General features: G+C 65.5%; 18 protein-coding genes. 8 read left to right on the top strand and 10 right to left on the bottom strand.

Annotation, left to right across the window (positions count from 1 at the left end; all coding sequences use genetic code 11):
• The first annotated feature begins 15 nt into the window (after positions 1-15).
• Positions 16-591, top strand: a complete 576-nt coding sequence (locus BST47_RS18215; protein ID WP_083127102.1) for a dihydrofolate reductase family protein — start codon at positions 16-18, stop codon at positions 589-591.
• Between the two features lie 86 nt (positions 592-677).
• Here the strand turns inward: BST47_RS18215 and BST47_RS18210 are convergent, their stop codons facing one another.
• Both BST47_RS18210 and BST47_RS18205 read right to left on the bottom strand, forming a co-directional pair.
• A complete protein-coding gene (locus tag BST47_RS18210; protein WP_083127101.1) occupies positions 678-2,456 on the bottom strand; it encodes an alpha/beta hydrolase domain-containing protein in 1,779 nt (592 codons plus the stop codon).
• Between the two features lie 84 nt (positions 2,457-2,540).
• The gene (locus BST47_RS18205; protein ID WP_083126998.1) at positions 2,541-3,461 is read right to left on the bottom strand and encodes an alpha/beta fold hydrolase; all 921 of its coding nucleotides are present in this window, start codon (positions 3,459-3,461) and stop codon (positions 2,541-2,543) included.
• Between the two features lie 121 nt (positions 3,462-3,582).
• Here BST47_RS18205 and BST47_RS30320 point away from each other — a divergent pair, with 121 nt between their 5' ends.
• Positions 3,583-4,590: a hypothetical protein gene (locus BST47_RS30320; protein ID WP_133056227.1), complete on the top strand. Its 1,008-nt coding sequence runs from the start codon at positions 3,583-3,585 to the stop codon at positions 4,588-4,590.
• 53 nt (positions 4,591-4,643) lie between these two features.
• The gene (locus BST47_RS18195; protein WP_083126996.1) at positions 4,644-5,516 is read left to right on the top strand and encodes an alpha/beta fold hydrolase; all 873 of its coding nucleotides are present in this window, start codon (positions 4,644-4,646) and stop codon (positions 5,514-5,516) included.
• Between the two features lie 9 nt (positions 5,517-5,525).
• Here BST47_RS18195 and BST47_RS18190 read toward each other — a convergent pair whose 3' ends face one another.
• Positions 5,526-8,381, bottom strand: a complete 2,856-nt coding sequence (locus BST47_RS18190) for an MMPL/RND family transporter (protein ID WP_083126995.1) — start codon at positions 8,379-8,381, stop codon at positions 5,526-5,528.
• A gap of 272 nt (positions 8,382-8,653) precedes the next feature.
• Between BST47_RS18190 and BST47_RS18185 the strand changes: the two genes are divergently transcribed.
• Positions 8,654-8,920 (top strand): hypothetical protein, encoded by a 267-nt coding sequence (locus BST47_RS18185; protein ID WP_083126993.1) that lies wholly within the window; start codon positions 8,654-8,656, stop codon positions 8,918-8,920.
• A gap of 71 nt (positions 8,921-8,991) precedes the next feature.
• Here the strand turns inward: BST47_RS18185 and BST47_RS18180 are convergent, their stop codons facing one another.
• The 4 genes from BST47_RS18180 to BST47_RS18165 all read right to left on the bottom strand — a co-directional run bounded on the left by BST47_RS18180 (position 8,992) and on the right by BST47_RS18165 (position 14,544).
• Positions 8,992-9,297, bottom strand: coding sequence for an STAS domain-containing protein (locus tag BST47_RS18180; protein ID WP_083126992.1), 306 nt, complete (start codon positions 9,295-9,297; stop codon positions 8,992-8,994).
• On the bottom strand, positions 9,297-13,445 hold the full coding sequence (locus BST47_RS18175; RefSeq protein WP_234809762.1) for a SpoIIE family protein phosphatase: 4,149 nt from the start codon (positions 13,443-13,445) through the stop codon (positions 9,297-9,299). Before BST47_RS18175 ends, BST47_RS18180 begins: the two co-directional genes overlap by 1 nt.
• A 1-nt stretch (position 13,446) precedes the next feature.
• Complete coding sequence (locus BST47_RS18170) at positions 13,447-13,800, bottom strand: STAS domain-containing protein (RefSeq protein ID WP_083126988.1); 354 nt, start codon at positions 13,798-13,800, stop codon at positions 13,447-13,449.
• A 66-nt stretch (positions 13,801-13,866) separates the two neighbouring features.
• Positions 13,867-14,544: a PAS and ANTAR domain-containing protein gene (locus BST47_RS18165; RefSeq protein WP_083126986.1), complete on the bottom strand. Its 678-nt coding sequence runs from the start codon at positions 14,542-14,544 to the stop codon at positions 13,867-13,869.
• Between the two features lie 103 nt (positions 14,545-14,647).
• Here BST47_RS18165 and phoU point away from each other — a divergent pair, with 103 nt between their 5' ends.
• A complete protein-coding gene (phoU, locus tag BST47_RS18160) occupies positions 14,648-15,292 on the top strand; it encodes a phosphate signaling complex protein PhoU (protein ID WP_083126984.1) in 645 nt (214 codons plus the stop codon).
• A 16-nt stretch (positions 15,293-15,308) separates the two neighbouring features.
• Here phoU and BST47_RS18155 read toward each other — a convergent pair whose 3' ends face one another.
• Both BST47_RS18155 and BST47_RS18150 read right to left on the bottom strand, forming a co-directional pair.
• Positions 15,309-16,043 carry a YwaF family protein gene (locus BST47_RS18155; RefSeq protein WP_083127099.1) on the bottom strand — a complete coding sequence of 245 codons (735 nt, stop codon included), beginning with the start codon at positions 16,041-16,043 and terminating at the stop codon, positions 15,309-15,311.
• A 124-nt stretch (positions 16,044-16,167) separates the two neighbouring features.
• A complete protein-coding gene (locus BST47_RS18150) occupies positions 16,168-17,055 on the bottom strand; it encodes an alpha/beta hydrolase (protein WP_083126983.1) in 888 nt (295 codons plus the stop codon).
• 36 nt (positions 17,056-17,091) lie between these two features.
• Between BST47_RS18150 and BST47_RS18145 the strand changes: the two genes are divergently transcribed.
• The 3 genes from BST47_RS18145 to BST47_RS18135 all read left to right on the top strand — a co-directional run bounded on the left by BST47_RS18145 (position 17,092) and on the right by BST47_RS18135 (position 18,464).
• Positions 17,092-17,661, top strand: a complete 570-nt coding sequence (locus BST47_RS18145; RefSeq protein ID WP_165799814.1) for a TetR/AcrR family transcriptional regulator — start codon at positions 17,092-17,094, stop codon at positions 17,659-17,661.
• A 70-nt stretch (positions 17,662-17,731) separates the two neighbouring features.
• The gene (locus BST47_RS18140; RefSeq protein WP_083126979.1) at positions 17,732-18,091 is read left to right on the top strand and encodes a DoxX family protein; all 360 of its coding nucleotides are present in this window, start codon (positions 17,732-17,734) and stop codon (positions 18,089-18,091) included.
• A gap of 19 nt (positions 18,092-18,110) precedes the next feature.
• Positions 18,111-18,464: an ester cyclase gene (locus BST47_RS18135; RefSeq protein WP_083126977.1), complete on the top strand. Its 354-nt coding sequence runs from the start codon at positions 18,111-18,113 to the stop codon at positions 18,462-18,464.
• A gap of 55 nt (positions 18,465-18,519) precedes the next feature.
• Here BST47_RS18135 and BST47_RS18130 read toward each other — a convergent pair whose 3' ends face one another.
• Positions 18,520-20,745 carry an acyl-CoA dehydrogenase family protein gene (locus tag BST47_RS18130; RefSeq protein WP_083126975.1) on the bottom strand — a complete coding sequence of 742 codons (2,226 nt, stop codon included), beginning with the start codon at positions 20,743-20,745 and terminating at the stop codon, positions 18,520-18,522.
• Between the last annotated feature and the right edge of the window lie 56 nt (positions 20,746-20,801).

Genomic DNA, 20,801 nt, shown 5'->3' with positions numbered 1-20,801 from the left:
TGCAGTCTGATCTCCATGGGCAAACTCATCTATGGCTTCAACGTGTCGGTGGACGGATACATCGCCGACGCACAGGGCGATATCGACTGGTCTGATCCGAGCGACGAACTCCACCAGTACTGGAACGACTTCGCACGGGAGGTCGCCCTGTCGTTCTACGGGCGTCGACTCTATGAGCTGATGTCCGCGTACTGGCCGACCGCCGACCAGGCCGTGGACGCCACCCCGTTGATCGTCGACTTCGCGCAGATCTGGCGCAACATGCCCAAGGTGGTGTTCTCACGCACTTTGGAGGCCGTCGATTGGAACTCCCGCCTGGAACGCGGCGACCCGGTCGAGGTCGTCACGAAGCTGAAGGCCGAAACCGACGGCACGCTGGAGTTGGCCGGCGCGACGCTGGCCGCGCCGATCGTGCAGGCCGGGCTGGTGGATGAGTACCGGCTCGTAATCGCGCCCACCGCCGTGGGTGGCGGCACACCTTACTTGCCGACACTGCCGTCGTGGATGTCGCTGCGGCTGCTGGAGAACCGCGCCTTCCCAGGCGGCACGGTCCTGCTGCGCTATGAGGCCAAACGCGACCGGTCGGATTGACCGCCCGTCCACGCACACCAAAGCGCACAGCGGCCGGGGGCTAAGCCGCCCGGCCGCTGTGCAGAGTGAAGCGTGTATGAAGCCCGTCAGTAGTCGGCTGCGGCTTTCTGGACGATGGCCTCGACCTCGTCCGCGAGCAGGAACCGCTCGGCAACAAGCGATTCCGCAGCGGTGCGGGCCGCGGCGACGTAGTCCTCGCGGGACGGATACCGTTCGGTGACCGACGGCCGGCCCGGGGGGAACGCCAACTTGCTGCCCACCCGCTCGTAGAGCACATCGGGCAACTCGTCGATGTGACGACGGGGATTCCAGCCCGTGTAGGAGGCGAGCGGTGCGGCGACGGCAGGCAGGCGGATGCCCGCGACCTCGTTGCCGTCCGCGTCGACCGCCGACACCAGGTCGACGTACGGCTCGCCCAGCTTGACCGGCCAGCGACCGATCCCGCGATCGGCATCGGGGCCGAGGTCGATGTACCGCGCGTGCGGTAGCGCCGACGGGTCCGGGCCGGTGGTGTGGCTGAATACCGACAGGACCTCCTTGCGCGCGACCGCAGTGCCGTCGCTGGTCCGCGGCACCTTGCTGCGCGGAGGCTCGACACCCTCGCAGACCCAGTCCTCCAGCGCGACGAGCAGCGCCCGGTTTACCGGCGTGACATCCAGGCGATGCACCGGATTGGCGACCGGCAGCGCCTCCTTGAGCTTGCTGCTGCCGAAATGGTCGGTGCTGGCCAGCAGGTAGGTGCGGACATCGGGATCCTCGGGCAGATCCACGCCGGTGACCGGGTCGACGTGCAGCAGCGCGCCTCCGCTGGTCCAGTATTCGGTTGCACTGTTGGTGAAGATCGTCTTCGGCACCCCGCCCAATTCGCGCTGACGCGCCAGCAATTCGCTAGCCCCGAATGGTGCCAGGTTCCCGAAGCCATTGACCTGAGCCACGGACGGCTGCGCGTACCGGTGGTTGAACTCTCCCGTTGCCGCGCTCGCGGACTCGCTGAATACGCCGTCGAAGACGATCATGCCCGCCTCATCGACATTCAGCCCGTCCGAAATGAACTGACGAAGGAGCCGGCCAGCCTGTGATACACCGTATGCGAACGCGTGCTCGATGCCGGCAATCAAGCCGTCGCCCCGCAGGTGCGACACGACGTCGCGGATGGCCAGCAGGCCAGCGCCGGCTACCGGCGCCCGCGACGTCCGGTACACCAACTCGTACCAGTGGAACGACTTGAAACCACCATCGAGCGTCAGATGCGTCTCATCGGTGAATCGCCAACTCTCCCTTGGGATGATGGTCGGCTCGGCATCCGGCGAGGTGCGAACACTCAGAACGGCGTCGGGGTCCTCGACATCGACCGTCGGATAGTCGGTGAACGTGAACATCGCCTCGGCGCCAGCGGGCAGCGCGTCGATCTCGGGCACGGTGAAGCTGAGTGGATGATCCACGCTGGCACTGTCGGATCGCCATTCCAGACGCATGAATCCCGGCGGCACGTCAGCCTGCGGAGCGGATATTCCGAGGATGCCGGACCCGCGCTGGGTGTCCCACTGCCAGCCGCAGGACGCGATGGTGTAGCCGCGATCCAGTAGGAAGCCGTTCTTCAGCCACGGCGCAAGGGTGGGTACGCCGCGGTTGGGTACGACGAAAAGAAGCTTGCCGTTGCCACCGTCGACGGGGCGCAGAAGTTTCAGGTCAGCGTCGAAGCGCACCATCCCGTCGGCGTCGCGGGGAGCGAGGTCGAGATCGGCAATGCGCTCGTTCGCGAACAACTCGGGGTCGACGGCGAAGTCGACGGTCGCCTCCACCCACTCGTAGCGGGTGTCGGAATGGGGGTAAACCGCGTTTACGTGCACTGACTCGACGGCCATTTCCACTCCTTCGGATCGTTGGGCTGTGAACTGTTAGATAGCAATGTGCCGGTGGGGGCTTGGAGAGTTCTTAAAGGCTCTGTGTCAAGCCGGAACTGCGTGCAGAGTGCGTCGCGCTGCGCGCACCGACGCCGGAGTCGCCTTCGTCCGGTCGGCGAAGTCACCGACGAGGCGAGCCACGAGGTCGGGGCATTGCACCTGAGGCTGATGGCCTACACCGGGAATGACGTGCAGCTCGCTGCCTGGAATCGCCTCATGTACCGAATGTGCATGCGCGACAGGGATGCAACGGTCCTCGTCACCGAAAATGATCAGCGTCGGCAGGTCTGCCCGCAGCCGATCCAATGCGCAGACCGCCTGGCCGCGGTGATCGACGACAGAGCGCAGCGTGCGGAGAAACGCCGCGCGGCTATCTCGGTCCGACAGCGCGGCCTGACCCTTCAACGTCTCGCTGTATCTGGTGACATCGCGGCCTGAGGAGAACGCGCGCTTGCGAAGCGCCTTGCCGACCTCGACCGCCGGCCGCGACGCGAGCAGGTGCAACGCGATCTCGGCGCCGGGTAGCGACAGCATGCGCAGCAGCCGGCCCAGGTCGGGGCCCAGCCCGCCACTGCTGATCAACACCAGCCGGCGGCAGTACTCCTTGTGCTGATGAGCGAACTGCAGGGCCACGCCACCGCCGAACGAATGTCCCACGACGGTGACCTCACGGATGTGCAGGGCATCGAGGAAGTCACGCAGCCACACCGCGAAGGCACCCAGCGAGTAGTCCCCTCGCGGCTTGTCGGACTGGCCGTGACCGAGGAGATCGACGGCGATGACACGATGCCGCTCGGCGAGCTTGTGCACGACGTTGCGCCAGCAGTCCGAACTGCCGCCGATGCCGTGGATCAGCAACAGCACGTCTCCGGCGCCTTCATCCAGGTACGCCACACGGTTTCCATGCAAGGTCAGCACGCGCAGGCCCGTCGTGTCGATCGGGGCCATTTCCCGGATTGCAGTCATCGTTTCCTCCTCACTGTGTTGGGAGGACTCTGTGGCGATCGCCTTGGAGGTTTCTTAACGGGTGCGTCAGAGCTCCAGAAACTCCACGGCTCGGCAATGAGAGGTGTGCAACGCTGCGACGATGACAACGGGCCCGAACACGACCGAGAGCAGGCATCGGACGCAATTGCGCAGGGTGGTCACCACCCTGGTAGCTGGCAGCACCCTGGTTTCGCTGTGGTCGGCCTCCCCCGCCGCAGGCCAGACCTGCGGTGAACGAACAGCCGCGTTCGCCGCGGCCTTCTCAGCCGCATTCGAAGCCCTCCCGAACGACCTGAGCGTCGTCCCCATCTGCCCCGCCGAGGTCGGTCCCGGCTTCGCCGACCCGAAACCTCTGGCTCAGTTCTCTACGCTCACCGCCGGCCAGGTCACCGCTACCAGCATTGCGCCGGACCTGGTCGTGCTCGATGTTCTCGTCGCCACCGAAAAGAACGGCGGTGGTGAAGCCTATGTCGACGGGTTGTTCTCACGGCTGGGCCCCGAGGCCGACGGCGGAACCGTCACCCTCGACGGAAAGGTGGTGCGGTACATCAACCTGCCCGGCGGGCCCGCGGGCTACGCGTACGGCGCCGGCCCGACGGTTGTCATCGGTTACGTCAAGGCGCCCCCGGGACCGCCGTCGAGTAATTACGGCGCGCTGGCCGCGCGGCAGGCCTTTACCCATGTGCTCGCCATTGCGACTGGCGCACCGTTGGCCGACATCCCCCCACCGGCCGATGGACTCGACCAGTGGCCACTGGCCCGGGGGCGGTTCACGACGCCATCCGATTCTGGCTGGATCTACTTCCGGACTCCGACGGAAAAGGAGGGTGTCTACTCCTACTTCTGCGGAATCGCGCCTGGCGGCACCCTGGCCGGCTGCGATTTCGTTCCGGACAGTGCGCCGGAGGGAACCAACCAGACCATCGTCGACTCGACCGGCGCCCGCTACGTCCACTCGGACACACCGACGTTCACCCGCGACGTCGACGCCCTGCCTGCAGGTGAGCGGCTCGAGAGCGGGCCTGCCGTCTGCGGTGCGACGTATCAGGGTGCGGTCACGTGCCGCATCGGCGACCACAAGTTCGGCACCAACGGCTACCTCGAGTGACGGGTTTCGCCGATGTCGACGCGGATCGGGCTGATCCACGTTAGGAAAACAGGGTGACTTCGGCACCCGAGGCGTTCACCACGGCCGGCGACGGCGGCGTTCGCATCGTCGGCGATCGCATCGGCGATCCCCTTGCCCCAGCGGTGGTGTTCCTGCACGGTGGCGGGCAGACCCGCCGGTCCTGGGGCCGCGCCGCAGGCGCCGTAGCCGAGCGTGGATGGCAGGCGGTGACCCTCGACTTCCGCGGCCATGGCGAGTCCGACTGGTCCAGCGACGGGGACTACCGCGTCGCCTCCTTCGCGCGCGACGTGCTCGAAGTGCTGCGCGATCTTCCGCCGAAGCCGGTGTTGGTGGGCGCGTCGCTCGGGGGCTTCACGTCGATGCTTCTCGAGGGTGAACTCGCGCCGGGGACGGCACGCGCGGTCGTGCTCGTCGACATCGTGCCCGATATGGACCAGTCAGGCGCATCGCGGATCCACAACTTCATGTTCGATCGGATGCAGTCTGGATTCGATTCGCTGGACGAAGTCGCCGACATGATCCAGGAGTACAACCCGCATCGTCCGCGGCCGACAGACCTGGACGGGCTGCGGGCGAACCTGCGCCACCGCGACGGCCGTTGGTACTGGCACTGGGATCCGAAATTCATCGACGGCACCTCGGCGCTGCCGCCCACCGAGGTGACCGAGGTCGACCGGATGCACGCCGCTGTCCAAACGATTGTCGACGCGGGTGTGCCCATGCTGCTGGTGCGAGGGCAGATGAGCGACCTCGTCACCCGGGAACGGGCCGACGCGTTCATCGCCAGGTTTCCCGAGGTCGATTTCGTCGACGTCGGCGGCGCCGGCCATATGGTCGCGGGCGATCGCAACGACCTTTTCGCGGATGCCGTCGTGGAGTTCCTCGGCCGGCACGCCGCGCGGTAGGAGCGCCGGTCAGGACCGCACGGCGGCGTCGCGGTCGCCGAAGACCTTCTGCATCCGGCGCTTCGACGCGGGCGTCTGCGGAACCTGGGGCCACCAGAACCACCGCCCCATCAGCGCCGCTATCGACGGTGTCATGAAAGACCGCACGATCAGCGTGTCGAAAAGCAGACCCAGCGCAATGGTGCTGCCGACCTGCGCGATGGACAGTAGGTCGCCGAACACGAACGACGCCATCGTCGCGGCGAACACCAGCCCGGCCGACGTCACCACCGAACCCGATCCGGCCATGGCCCGGATGATCGCCGTCTTCAGTCCGTGGTGCAGTTCTTCCTTGAACCGGGAGACGAGCAACAGGTTGTAGTCGGAACCGACTGCGAGCAAGAGGATTACAGACATCACCAGAACGATCCAGTGCAATCGGATGCCGAGCAGGTACTGCCAGACGAGCACCGAAAGCCCGAAAGACGTTCCCAGCGAGAGCAGAACGGTGCCCACGATCACCGCAGACGCCACCACGCTGCGAGTGATGAGCAGCATGATGATGAAAATTAGTGCCGCAGCCGACAGCCCGGCGATCAGCAGATCGTAGTTGGACCCGTCCCGCATGTCCTTGTAGGTCGCCGCGGTGCCGCCGAGGAAGATCGTCGAGCCTTCCAGCGGTGTGCCCTTGATGGCTTCCTTGGCCGCCTGCTTGAGCGCATCGATGCGCTCAATGCCCTCGGGGGTGGCCGGATCGCCGTCGTGCTCGATGATGAAGCGCACCGACTTGCCGTCAGGTGAGATGAAGTTCTTGATGCCGCGTTTGAAGTCCTCGTTCTCGAACACCTCCGGCGGAAGGTAGAACGAGTCGTCGTTCATGGAGTCGTCGAATGCGTCGCCCATCGCAGACGAATTCTCTTGCTGCGCAGCCATCTGATCCTGCATGCCCTTCTGGGTGGCATACATGGTGAGCATCATCGCCTTCATCGTCTTCATCGTCTGAATCTGCGCGGGCATCAGCGCGACCAGCTGCGGCATCAGCGTGTCGAGATGTTCTAAATCGGGCAACAGCTGCTGGATGTCGGCCGTCATGATGTCGACGCCGTCGAGGGTGTCGAACACGGACCGGATCGACCAGCAGACCGGGATGTTGTAGCAGTGCGGTTCCCAGTACAGGTAGTTTCGCATCGGCCGGAAGAAATCGTCGAAATTGGCGATGTTGTCCCGCAATTCGGCAATGTCGACGGTCATGTCCCTGGTCTTGGCGACCATGCTGTGGGTGACGGCGGCCATTTGCTCGGTGAGTGCCGACATCTTTGTGAGCGTGTCGATGGTCGTCTGCATCTCATCGGCCTGAACCAGCATGTCGGCCATACGGTCCTGGTTGTACTTCTGGTTCAGCTGGTTTGTCGTGCCCTGCATGCCGAGCAGGAACGGGATCGTGGTGTGCTCTATCGGTTTTCCGTCGGGACGGGTGATGGTCTGCACCCGCGCGATTCCCGGCACCCGGAAGAGCGCCTTGGCGATCTTGTCGATCACCAGGAAGTCCGCCGAGTTCCGCAGGTCGTGATCGCTTTCCACCATCATCAGCTCGGGGTTCATCCTGGCGCTGTCGAAATGCCGGTCAGCGACCGCATATCCGATGTTGGCCGGCGTGTCCTCGGGCATGAAGTGGCGTCCGTCGTAGTCGGTCTTGTAGCCCGGCAGGGCGAGCAGACCGATCAGCGCAAGCGCACACGTCGCCACCAGAATCGGGCCGGGCCACCGGACGACGACCACACCGATTCGGCGCCACCCGCGCGAGTTGATTGCGCGTTTGGGCTCGAAGAGCCCGAAACGGCCGCCGATCACGATCACCGCAGGGCCCAGTGTCAGCGCGGCGAGAACGGCGACGAGGATGCCGACCGCACAGGGCACCGCCATGGTCTGGAACCACGGCAGACGGGTGAATTTGAGACAGAGGAGTGCGCCGGCGATGGTGAGGCCCGAGCCGAGCACCACGTGCGCGGTCCCGCGAAACATCGTGTAGTACGCGGTTTCCCGGTCTTCGCCGTCGCCGCGCGCTTCTTGGTACCGGCCAATGAGGAAGATCGCGTAGTCGGTGCCTGCGGCAATCACGATGAGCGTCAGCAGGCTTGTCGCGAAGGTCGACAACCCCATGACGCCCGCGTTTCCGAGAAACGCGACGATGCCGCGGGAGGCGCCGAGTTCGATGAACACCATCAGCAGGATCAGGATCGTGGTGGCGATCGAGCGGTAGACGACCAGCAGCATGACGAAGATGACGACGAGGGTCACGAGCGTGGCCTTGGCGGCACCCTTGTCCCCGGCGACGCGCTGGTCGGCATTCATCGCCGCCCCGCCGGTGACGTAGGACTTCACACCTGGCGGACTGGGCGTCAGCTCGATGGTCTCGCGCACGGCGGCGATGGACTCGTTGGCCCGCGTCTCGCCCATGTTTCCGCGCAGATAGAGCTGAACGTAGGCCGACTTACCGTCGCTGCTCTGTGCACCCGCGGCCGTCAGCGGATCGCTCCAGAAGTCCGCGACGTGCTCTACATGTTCTGAGTCGGCCCGGAAAGCCTTGATCAACCCGTCGTAATAGTGATGCGCCTCGTCACCCAGCGGCTTGTCACCTTCGAGGATGACCATCGCATTGCTGTCTGAGTCGAACTCCTGGAAGTTTGCACCGATGCGCTGCATCGCGATGAAGGCCGGCGCGTCGTGTGCGTTCATCGACACGGCTTGGGCCTCGCCTACCTTCTCCAGCGAAGGCACGAAGACGTTGGTGACGACCGTCAGGACCATCCAGCCCAGCACAATCGGCACGGCGAGCACGCGAATGGCGTGCGCGATCTTCGATCGCTCCGTGGACACAGAACTCATCAGTCGGACTACCGGCCCCTCGACCCCGGCCTACAAGAAGCCGCGCGCGTTACACGTTCCGTTTCGCTTGAAACATGACTGCGCATATATGTAGCCAGTCAAACTGTCGCCTGTCAATTGCTGAGCCGCAGGTCTGACAGGGTTTTCACAGCAACTCCACAGGCGCAGCCCCGGGCGGACCGCACTTCTTGGGATCGGTAGCCGTACCCGCTCGGTGTACTTGCCGCACTGACGACGCCAACCGGCGCCGCATGACCTAAAAGGAAACCGCAATGAACATCGTGCCCGCCCGCGTCCAGGAACAGATCAGCCAGGTCGACCGCACGTACAGCCTCGTCATCGGTATCAGCGCCGGCATCGCCGCGCTGTGGTCCATCTATCGGGTGTTCTGGTTGGTCTACACCGCTGCGACCTTCTCCAGCGTCGGCTGGTCCCCCATCTCGCTGGTCTTCCCGCTGGTGCTGTGGAGTGTGTTCGCCCTCGGCACGGCATTCGTCTCGGCAGCCTTCCTGCTGCGGTACGCCAAGAACCCTGAATAGGTGGGGGTAACCGGGAGGGGCCGCAGACCTCTGCGGCCCCTCTTCGGTCGTTGATCACCGACGCAGTGCTGCTATCGAGCTACCACCGCAGTCACGTTGGTGAGACCACTGACCCTGAGGACCGGCATCAGCATCGGGTTGACGATCAGGCGGATGCGATCGGCCTGTTCGAACAACGCGCCAATGGCGGCGCTGTCCAAGTACTCGACGCGGGTCAGGTCGATCGTCAAGACACCGCCGTCGTGCGAAGCCGGGACCATCGCGTCGGCGATCGCGGTCGTGAACACGCCGACATTGCTCATATCGATTTCGCCGGCCACACTCAGCACCGCGGTGCCGTCGTCAAGACTGGTACGGACAGAAAGTGGAGTGGCCATCAGGCGATCCCCGTGTGCATGCGAACCGTCGTGCCGGCGTCACTGGGCTCAATGGTCACATCCTGCATCAATGCGCGCATCAGCATGATGCCCCGACCCCGGAATGAATTCGGGTCGGCCTGTGGTGGTCGCCACGACCCGGTATCGACCACTGTCAGGTGCAATCGGTCCGCCAAAGCCGTCGCGCGCAGACGGACCGTGCCATCGCGCTGCTCCCGGTGTCCGTGCTCGATCGAATTGGCAACCGCTTCGCCCACCGCGATGAGCACGTCCAACGTCTGCTCGGCATCCACGCCGGCACGGATCAGCCAGCTGCGCAGCGTAGCGCGAGTCGATGCAAGCTCGCCCACCTCCGGGGCGATGTCGATTTCGAGTGACGCGGGCTGCCGGTACAGCAGAACGGCGACATCGTCCTGGTAGCCGTCGCCGGGCGCCAGGCGCGACATGATCTCATCGGCGAGGCCCTCGAGCGCGGTGTCCCGATTGTCTTTGACGAGATCGGTGGCACGGCGAATCCCCAAGTCCAGTGATTCACGACGGCGCTCGATCAAACCGTCGGTGTACAACAACAGCGTCGAGCGGGCGGGCATGGTCGCGCGAGCCTCGGGTCGTGAGTGGTCGTACCGCAATCCGAGCGGAGTCGCCGCGGCGCCGTCGAGCAACTGCGTGCTGCGATCGGCCATGACGAGAATCGGCGGTGGGTGACCGGCACTGGAATACACGACTTCTCCGGTGTCCGGATCCAGCACCGCGCAGAACGCCGTCGTACACCGCGCACCTTCCAGACGGGCGGCGAACCGGTCGAGAGCCATCAGCGCTTCGGACGGGCTGGATTGTACGAGTAGCAGTGCGCGACATGCGCTTCGGAGCTGACCCATTACCGTGGCGGCCGCCAGCCCGTGCCCGACGCAGTCGCCGACGATCAGGGCGACACGGCCGTCGTCCAGATCGACGACGTCGTACCAGTCCCCGCCGACATGCAGGGGCCGGGTGGCGGGCTGGTATCGCACCGCGAATCCACCGGACACATCGGGACCGAGGATCGCGTGCTGCAACGCCAATGCGGTCTCGCGCTGCTGGTCGAGTTGGTGTACCCGCTGCAGGCCCTGTCCGAGGCGCCCGGCCAGGACGGTCAACAGCGTGTGGTCCTCCGATGTGAACGGCCGGCGCTCGTGGAGTTCGACCACCATCACGAGGACACCACCCGGATGCTGCAGCGCGATGCCGGCGATGTCGAGTTCCGTTGCGGACGAATCGAGTAGGTCACCGCCCCGCAACGCATGGATGACGTCGCGGACGCGCGGCTCCAACTGCTCGAACGTCGCGGGCTCGCCTACGCCTACGACCCCCGATGGGTCGGCCTCTGTCTCGTCGACCGGGAACGTGACTGCCAGCACACGGCGCGCCGACCAAATGCCGCAAAACTCCTGGGCCGCGGCGCGTACGGCGTCGCCAAGCGAATCGGCTTGTGTGAGCTGCTGATTGAGCGCAGCCAGCGCAGATTCTCGTTGCGCGGTGTAGTGCTCGGCGGTGACGTCGCGGAAAGTGCCGACCATGACGCGACGCCCGGTGTCGGGATCGTCGACGTGGCTGAAGGCGGCGGACACCCATACTCGGTGTCCGTCGCGATGGGAGGCGGGGGCCGTCAGCGTGCCCTGCGTTTCGTCCCGGAGGGCTTCGAACGCCTCCGCCATCTCCCTGTGGGCGTCGGGATCCGTGTCGGGCGACGGCCACCACGGGTGGGCGGGTTCGTATGGCAGGCCGTCGACGCCGAAGCCGAGGATGTCGGTGAACGCCGCGTTGATCTCGATGACGGCCCCGTGTTCGTCGCAGACGAAGAACGCTTCTTGCAGCGAGTCGACGAGCGCGGTGCGCCAGCGGGCGTGCTGACTGCGCATCCGCGCCAGCCCGACGTTGGCACGCACCCGTGCAAGCAGTTCCGCGGCCGCAAACGGTTTGGTGAGGTAGTCGTCGGCGCCGGCCTGCAGACCACCGATCGACGCCTCCTGCCCGGCGCGTGCGGACAACAGCAGCACCGGTATCGCCACGGTCCGTGGATCCGAACGCAGAGCCGCCACCAGCCCCAGCCCGTCGAGCTGGGGCATCATCACGTCGCTCACGACGATGTCCGGCAGGGTGGTACGAGCTGCGTCGAGGGCCTGCAGGCCGTCGGTGACCGCGTCGACCTCGTAGCCGTCGTTACTGAGCAGGCGCACAAGATAGTCGCGCATATCGGCGTTGTCGTCCGCGATCAGCGCGCGGATCGGCTTCCGAGTGCCCGTACCCGACGCGTCCTCACCGGGTTTCCCGGACTCCTCGGCCCTATGACGAGTCTCGGCGGGGATCCAGCGCAATGCCTCCTGCACATAGGGGTCGGCAGTCGCCGAAGATGCCCGGCCGGCATCCGCCGTCGCGACCTGGGCGGTGGGCAGATTCGCGGTGCCGAACGGTATACGAATGGTGAAGGTGGTCCCCACACCTTCGGCGCTGTCGGCCACGATGCTGCCGCGGTGGAGCTCGACCAACTCCTTGACAAGGGCTAATCCGATACCACTGCCCTCGTTGGATCGGGAGCGAACATTTTCGATGCGGTGGAAGCGCTCGAACAGCCGGGGTATCTCCGCGGCCGCTACGCCGATGCCGGTATCCGCCACGGTCACCACCGCTTCGCCGTTCTCGCCGCGGACGCCTACGGCGATGCTGCCTTCGAAGGTGAACTTCAACGCGTTCGAGAGGAGGTTGAGAATCACCTTCTCCCACATATCGCGATCGATGTAGACGACATCGTCAAGAGGTGGGCAGTCGACGGCAAAACCAAGCCCCGCCCGTTCGACGGCGGACCGAAACACGCTCGCCAGCTCTGCGGTGACGGTCGCAATGTCGACCGGCACGAAGTGGGCCTGGGTGCGGCCGGCCTCGAAACGCGAGAAATCCAGCAACGAATTGACCAGCTTGGTCAGACGTAACCCGTTGCGCCACACGGTATCCAGCTCCTGGCGGGTCGGCTCGTCGAGTTCGGGACGACCCCGCAGCTGGTCGACGGGGTCGAGGATCAACGTCAGGGGTGTGCGGAATTCGTGGCTGATGTTCGAGAAGAACGTCGTCTTGGCACGATCCAGTTCGGCCAGCTCTTCCGCCCGGCGTTGCTGGTCCCGGAAGCTTCTCGCACTGCCGATGCCGGAGGCGATGTGCCCCGCAACGAGCGTCACGAAGTCGCGGTAGGCATCGTCCAAGGGGCGGTAACGGTTCAGCGCAGCCACCAGGAATCCGCGAGGAGTGCCGCCCTGCTGCAGCAGCAACGGCACCAAAAGTGCCTCGGTGGGCGGGTCGCGCCAATCCCCCGTCGGCAGATTCAAAAACCCGTCCAGAACTACCGATAGCGTGTCGCCATGGGCAGCCTCGGCTACCGGCCACGGCCGATTCTCGCCTGCGGGTATCAGCGAAGGAGCCGCAGGATGCCCAGGGTCGATACCGCTCGAGCCGGTGAGCCGGGCGTCACCGCTGTCATCGAGCAGGTACGTCAGCGTGAACGGGAGGTCGCGCAAATTTTGTCCGAGCTGGCGATCGGCGAAAGCGAGCGACTCTTCCTCGCTGCGCACGACGCTTGGATCGGAGCCAAGGTCGCGCAGCGTCGCCATCCGCCGCTCGCCGATCACCTGTTGCGTGTCCTCGCTGACCACGCACAGCATGCCGACGATCTGATTGTCGTCGTCGCGAAGCGGACTGTAGGAGAACGTGTGATAGGTCTCCTCCTGATATCCGGAGCGCTCCAGGAAGAGCAACAGCTCCGAGTCCCAGGTGGCTTCTCCGGTGGACAAGACCCTGTCGATTCGCGGTCCGATGTCGTCCCAGATCTCTGCCCACACCTCGCGCGCCGCCCGTCCCAACGCCCACGGGTACTTCCGGCCCAGCGTGTCGCGTCGATACGCGGCATTGCAGAAGAACGTCAGATCCGGCCCCCACGCCATCCACATCGAGAAACGAGTGGACAGCAGGATGCCGACCGCCGTCTGCAGGCTCTGCGGCCACTGATGCGGCGAACCGAGTGGGGTGCCCTCCCAGTCCACCTGGGCGAGGTCGAAGCCGACTTCCTTGTCCGCGCTGAAAACGGTGGCCACGCCATCGCGCTCGCCGGCTGTACCGCTCATGTCAATGTCCATCGAGTGCGGCGGGCAGACTCGGATAGACCCGCAGGATCGCGTCGAGCTTGGTGATCTGGATCGGACGCAGCACCTCTGAGTTGGCAGCGGCTACGCGGACGGCGACCCCCAGGGCCTGTCCCTGCTCGTGGCATTCGAGGACGGCGTTGAGCCCTGCGCTGCCGAAATGCGTGACACCCGAAAGGTCGATGACCAGTAGCAAGGCCGGGTGATCGAGAGCCCTCTTCAGGGCGGTGTCGAGATGGAACTCCAGGTTGGTGAAACTCGCCGAATCGACCTCGCCCGCTGCCGATACCACGACAGCGGCGTCGCGAACATCCTGATTCACTTCCAGTAGCGCCACGCCTCTGCACCTGTTGCTAGCCGATGGTTGGATGTTCGGTACCCAATTTGCTGCTAGCGCACACGCTCATGCCTCGCCGTCGCGATCGATGCGTTCGTGCGCGGTGAGCAGCAGGTGATCGAATGAACGCCGCAGATCGCCGGGTTCGAAGTCGACGGTAGCGAGCTCGGCGACTATCTGTGTTGCCAGAGCGCGCAGTTTGGTGTTGGTGTGTTGCGAACGCCAGAGCAACAGCTCGAACGCCGCGTTGGCGTCGATGCGGTAGACCAACATGAGGGCGCCTTTGGCCCGCTCGATCGACGCCCGTGACTCCAACAGTTCCGGAAGTGAGACGTCCAGGACTTGGCGGCGCGTCTGGTCGAACGTGTCGGTCAAGTCGACGTAGTAGCCCTCGGTTCCCACGACTGTGCCGTCGTCGTCGAGCATCCGGTCGGCGAGCACGATGACCGTGTGGACCCGGCCACCGGTGTCGATGAAACGGTGACGGCTGGATAGCGACCCTCGGGAGAGCAGGGCATGGTCGAGCGCGTCCTGGACGTGCTGACGGTCGTCGGGATGCTTGTGGGAAAGCAGCAACTCGGTCGTGGGCACGACCTCGCCGGGCTGATAGCCATGCATGCGGGCGACTTCGTCGGACCATTCCCATGACTGCCCGACGAACCAGAAGCGGAAGCTACCGACGTGCAAGTCCGGCGACACCAACGCCGATCGCTCACCGCGGGCCGACACGCGGGGGTCGTACATCGTCAGATCATTGCATTAGTGAACGCGTCCCGACAGACATATGGCGTCGGCGTCGGGCGAGGCGAAGACCCTGTACCCGGCCCTTTGCGCCTAAACTCATAGCGTGCGTAATGCATTCCATCAGCAGCTCGACGACCTGATCGTCGGAATCGCCGAGATGTGCGGTGCTGCGGGTAAGGCGATGGAATCCGCGACCCAGGCCCTTCTGCAGGCCGATCTGCTGCTCGCCGAGCAGGTGATCACCGACCACGAGGCCATCCTGCAACAGGCCAGGAAGACCGAGGAGCAGGCCTTGACCGTTCTCGCGTTGCAGGCACCTGTCGCCGGTGACCTGCGCGCGGTGGTCAGCGCCTTGAAGAACATCGCCGATGTCGAACGGATGGCCGCGCTGGCCCTGCACGTCGCCAAAATCACCCGTCGACGGCATCCGCAAAAGGTGCTCCCGGAGGAAGTCAACGGCTACTTCACCGAAATGGGCCGCATCGCGGTCGATATGGGAAGCAACGTCAAGCAGGTCGTCCTTTCCATGGATACGCACCGCGCAGAACAGCTTGCGGACGATGACGACGATATGGACAACCTCCACCGTCACCTGTTCTCGGTGTTGATGGACAGGGAGTGGAAACACGGCGTGGCCCCCGCCGTCGACGTCACGCTCCTGGGCCGCTACTACGAGCGGTTCGCCGACCATGCGGTCGAGATCGGTCGCCGCGTCATCTTCTCCGCGACCGGAGAATCGGCGGTCTGACCCGGCGGGTGGGGCCTCAGACTGCGGTCTGGCTCTGCTCGGTTCGGCGTCGCATGCGCTCCCACGGCCAGGTGATCAGCGCCCACACGACGAGCACGATAGTGACCTCGATGAGCAGATACACCGGCCACGGACCAAGGAAGTCCAGTACCGATGCGGTCGGTGGCTTGCCGTTCAGGTAGCCGTAATTGGTCCCGACGATCGCGTTGAACGTGAACGTGAATGCTCCCCACACCAGGGTGGCGATGATCGCGAACCGGTAGTCACGCCAGCTCGGCCGCATCCTCCGCCCCCACGTCAGGTAAATGGCCGCCCACACGACCAGCACGTGCAGCGCGAAGAAGGTGATGAAAAGGTGATGGGGGAAATCCGGCGACCCTTCTTCTGCCGTGCCGACGTCGGGTGTGATCAGCGCTTGCGAGCTGAGCACGAGGCACCAGTAGTACGTGAGCACAAACGCCCAATGCCGTTGTGTCCAGAGGGCATAGACCGCGACGAGTTCCGCGACATCGCAGAGCTGCAGCGGTATCGACGTGTCAAGGACCGGGCTCATCAGCTTGTACGTCAACGCCACCAAGAACATCGCGAGGATGACGAGCGCGAAACCCCGGCTGAAGAGACGAGCCTGAGCTTCGGTCTGCTTACGTCCACTCCAAACGAGCAGCGCCGCGCCTATCGCGAACACCGCGAGCACGATCAGATGCGACGGCCCGTACGCCGTGAATTCCCGCTGCGCTGCCAATAGCTCCATCAGATCCCCTGTTTTGAAGAACCCTATTGCCTCGGGCCCGCGATGGCGCGTCTTGTCGGAGAACGTGTCGAGCATCGCGTCGTCGACCGCGAATGCCGTGAAGCCCACTGACCGCAGCGCTCCCTCAGCGCAGCACGCTGTCGAGAAACGCGATCTGATCGGCGATCAGATGCTGGCGAACGGCGGCGTCGTAGACGTCGAAATGGCTGACACGGTATGTGAGCAGCCGTCCTTCAGGTGCCCGCCGGGCGATCTCGGCGACCGACTCCAGCGGTGTCTCGCAGTCCTCGGTCGCGGCGCATACCAGCAACGGTGCGGTGACCGACGCCGCCGAGGCACCGGGATGGTAGCGCATCATCGCGAACAGCACGCGGGGAGCGACCCTGTTGACCCAGCCTGTGCCGTCGAGCAGTGCGACGGCGTGCTCTGCCGCCCGCGACGCCATCACGGCCGTCGATCCCGGCGCGCCGACCGCATCGATGTAGTACGGCGGGAGCCGGAGAAGGCCGCGCATCCGGTCGATGGCCATCGCCGACAGCAGCCGGACGGTCGCCGCTGCGCTTCGACCCTCCACCCTGCGGGGGAAGCCGTTGAACGGCACCTGGGCGATGACGGCCGCGATGTCCCCGCGGCGCGCCGCCACAACGGTGACGTGGCCACCACCAAGCGACGTGCCCCACAGGACGATCCGGGTGGCGTCGATCTCCGTCTGGCCTGACACGAAGTCGACCGCCGATTCGATGTCGCGGCGCTGGCCGGCCAGGTCGATCACCTGCCGCGGCCGGCCGTCGCTGTCGCCGAACCGGCGGTAGTCGAATGTCAGGACAGCGAATCCGGCCCGGCAGAACGCGTGGGCCGCTGCCCTGATGGCCGGCGTGCGCTGTGTTCCCGCGAACCCGGCGCACATCACCACGACCGGCGACCTGCCCTCGCCCGGCGGTGTGATCAGGATCCCCCTGCACACCTCGCCTGAGCTGTGAAACTCGACGCGCCGTTCGTCATAACAAACCATACGGTCTAGTATTATATAACCCATGGCGGCGTGCTCGTGAATCGAAACAACACGCGGGAGAAGTGGCTGGACGCCGGCCTTCAGGTGCTGGCCGCCGAGGGCGCGGGTGGTCTGCGTATCGACCGCATCGCGGCGCGGCTCAAGCTGTCAAAGGGGTCCTTCCACCACCACTTCAGCGGTGCCGACGGCTACAAGCGCGAGCTGCTCGCACAGATCGAGGCGATGGCCATCGACGCGTTGGAGCAACAGATCGGCGCCGCCCCGACGCCCGGTGACGCCCGGGCCGTGCTGACCCAACTCACGCAGCTCGTCGCCGGTGGACGGGCGGGCATCTACCATCCCGAGCTCGAACTGGCGGTGCGTGCGTGGGCCAGCTGGGACGACGAGGTGAACCGGGTCCAGGGTCGCATCGACAGGGCCAGGCTGATGGCGCTCCAGCGGATCTGGCGCCCCCATGTCGCGACCGACTCCGATGCGCGGGTCGCCGCTCTGCTGCCGTATCTCGTCGCGCTCGGCGCGGCGGTGTCCGTGCCGCCGGTTGGGCCCGAGGAACTCGGGCGGGTCTACGAGATGCTGCTGCCACTCGTGCCCGAGCCGGGCGCTTGAGCCAAATCATACGATACGGTACGGTTTGTTTTGCCCAGCCAACAGCGCCGGGGTGGAGAGGTAGAGCCGGATGACGTCATTGCCCGATCCGCAGTGGCCCGTCGCGGTGCTGGCGGCCATCCAGCTGGTGGATGCATTGCTGTGCATCAAGCCGGCCGCATTCATCGCGGACTGCTTCCGTGGGGTGAATTGGCCGCAACGGCTCTGGTGGCTGATGCCGCCGATCAAACTGGCCGCCGCGGCCGGGTTGGTCGCTGGGCTCTGGATCCCCTACCTGGCGGCGTTGACCTGCGCGGCGCTGGTGGCGTACTTCCTCTGTGCCATCGCCGCCCATGTCCTCGCCCGCGATTACGGCCGGAATCTGTTCCTCAACGCCACAGGCATGCTCGTCACCTGCGTCGCCGTCGGCGTCTTCTGTTTCCTCGTCTGATCCGAAGAAAGGTACGGACATGATCGAATCCGGTGCAGCGACAAAGCTGTTCAGGAGGTGGGTGGACGAAGTCTGGTCCGGCGGCACGGTGACCGCCGACCTGGTCGCCGAAGACTTCGTCGGCCACTGGCCCGGCAGGGACATCCGCGGCCCAGCGGAACTGGCGGCGATCATCGACGAGACCCGCTCCGCGTTCGACGAGCTCACCTTTCAAATCGTGCTCGGACCGCTCACTGAGGGCGGCCTGACGGCAGGCCGGTGGATCGGGCGCGGGCGCAACAGTTCCGGCGAGGCACAGTTCGTCGGTAACGACATCCTGCGCATCGCCGATGGGCGCATCGCCGAGTACTGGACGGGAACGTCGCGCGTCTGACCTACCGGCTGCCAGCCCGGCAGGGGTCCTCGACCGAGGGTTACTTCTCGCTATTTCACTTGCGGGGCAGACCCATGATCATTTGCGCGATGATGTTGAGCTGAATCTGGCGGGTGCCACCGCCGATCAGTTCCGCGGGCAGCCGCAGGTATGGTGCGACGATCGGGGGTTCAGAACGTTCGACCACGGCAAGGGGTCCCGCCAACTCGAGGGTGGCCTTGAAGGTGCGGCGCAGCATGATGCTGGTGGCCACCTTGGCGATACTCGACGCCGGTCCGGCGCTTTGTCCGTCGAGCAGCCGAATCGTCTCGCGCACACCGAGCGCCTTGATCGCGTTGCTGTAGGCGTCCAGTTCGCCGAGCGCGCGGAGCACCATGCCCTGATCGGGTCCGGCCTCGCCGGCGAGATGCCGCAGGGCACCGGCGCGGTCAATGTGCACGTACGCGCCGATCGCGACCCGTTCTTGGGCCATCGTCGAGATCGCGAGACTCCAGCCGTCGGTCGGTCCCCCGAGCAACATCTCGTCGGGTACGAAGACATCGGCGAGGAACACCTCGTTGAAATGCGGGTCACGATCCGCCGTCTTGATCGGCTGGATTTCCACACCCTCGGCGCGCATGTCGATGATGAAGTAACCGATACCCTTGTGCTTCGGGGCATCTGGGTCCGTTCTCGCCAGCAGTGCACCGTAGTCGGCGTATTGCGCCGACGACGTCCAGATCTTGTGGCCGTTGATGCGCCAGCCGCCGTCGACCTTCACTGCGCGTGTGCTCAGCGCCGCGAGGTCGGATCCGGCACCGGGTTCACTGAACAACTGGCACCAGAGCAACTCGCCGCGCTGTGTCGGCGGAATCAGTTGCTGCTGAAGTTCTTCCGATCCCGAGCCGATGAGCGACGGCAGGATCCACTCGGCGATGTTGAGCGACGGCCGGACCAGAGAGGGCCGCTTGGCGAATTCATCGTCGATGATCAGCTGCTGCAGGGGCGTCGCACCCACCCCCCACGGTGGTTGCCAATGCGGTGCCATCAGACCGGCGTCGGCGATCAGCGTGCGCTGGGGCCCGCTGGCGAGGTGGTCGTAATCCCCAAGCGGGCTCGGCGTGTCGTTACGCAGTTCGAGCGCCCGGTCCAGCACGTCGGCAATCCTCGCGCGGAATTCCGCTTCGCCGTCGCCGAGCTTCACCGACATGTCGCGAACATGCGTCCGGCCCAGCTCGCCGAGGCGCCGCGACCATCCGGTGATCGGCCCCATCGAGGCAGCCAGACTGGTGGCGCGTCGCCAATGCAAGTGCACGTCGTGCTCCCAGGTGAACCCGATCGCGCCGAACATCGTCAACGCGTCGAGCAGCAGGTCGGGAGCAGGCGCGACCGCCATGACGGCGGCGCCAGCGGCCGCCAGTTGTCGTTGCTCCGGCGCTTCGTCCACGGCGCGCACCGCGTCCCACGCTGCCGCCGCGGCCAATTCGCTGTTGACGAGCAGCATCGCCGCTTCGTGTTGAAGCGCCTGAAAGGTTCCGATGGGCTTGCCGAACTGTTCCCGGGTCCGCAGGTGCTCGGTCACGGCATCGACCGCCCACCTCAACGTTCCGGCTGCGGCGCAGGCCGATAGTGCGGCGGCGATATCCCATGCCGCGTCGTCGTCGATGCCATTGAGCACCAGCGCATCCGGCACGTCGAGGTCATCAAGGTGAAGAATGCCGACGTCGATGGTGAGGTCGGTGCCGCCGCGCGCCTGCACCGACACCGCAGCGGCAGCCGGATCGACGACGCACCACAGTGTCTCGCCGTCCGCGCACCGGGCGGCCACCAGGATCGCCGCGGCCGAGCACAGCCCGAGAACGTCGCCCGACGATCCGGTCACGCGCCATGCGCCGTCGACGACGTTCGCGCGCAAATTGCCGGACTCCGGCAGCACGACGGTGGCGGCGACCCCGGCGGCGAGGTCGCTCAACAGCTTGTCCGCTGCGGGCACATTGTCGGCCGACAGCGCGATGGCGCCGGCGATCACTGTCGGCAGCAGCGGCCCGGGTAACAGCGCGGTGGCCGCGGCCTCGATGACACAAGCCGCATCCACCAGCGAACCGCCCTGTCCGCCAGACGATTCGGGGAGGTGTACCGCGTGAAAGCCTTGTGCGACAAGGTCATCCCACCACTTGGGCAGCGTTCCTTCAGCAATCTCGTCGAACGAGCCGCGGGTCTGGTCCACGGCGGCATGCCGTGCCGCGAAGCGGTCGACCGCCTCTTCCAGTTGCCCCTGCTCCGGGGTGAGCCCGATCGGCACGTCACGCCGCCTTTCGTTAACAAGACGGACCGTCTCGTCTTGTGGCACACTACGGG

This window comes from Mycolicibacterium tusciae, from assembly GCF_002086795.1.
Taxonomy (GTDB): Bacteria; Actinomycetota; Actinomycetes; order Mycobacteriales; family Mycobacteriaceae; genus Mycobacterium; species Mycobacterium tusciae.
The sequence above is the reverse complement of the archived record's forward strand: the minus strand, read 5'-3'. Positions and strand labels throughout refer to the sequence as shown.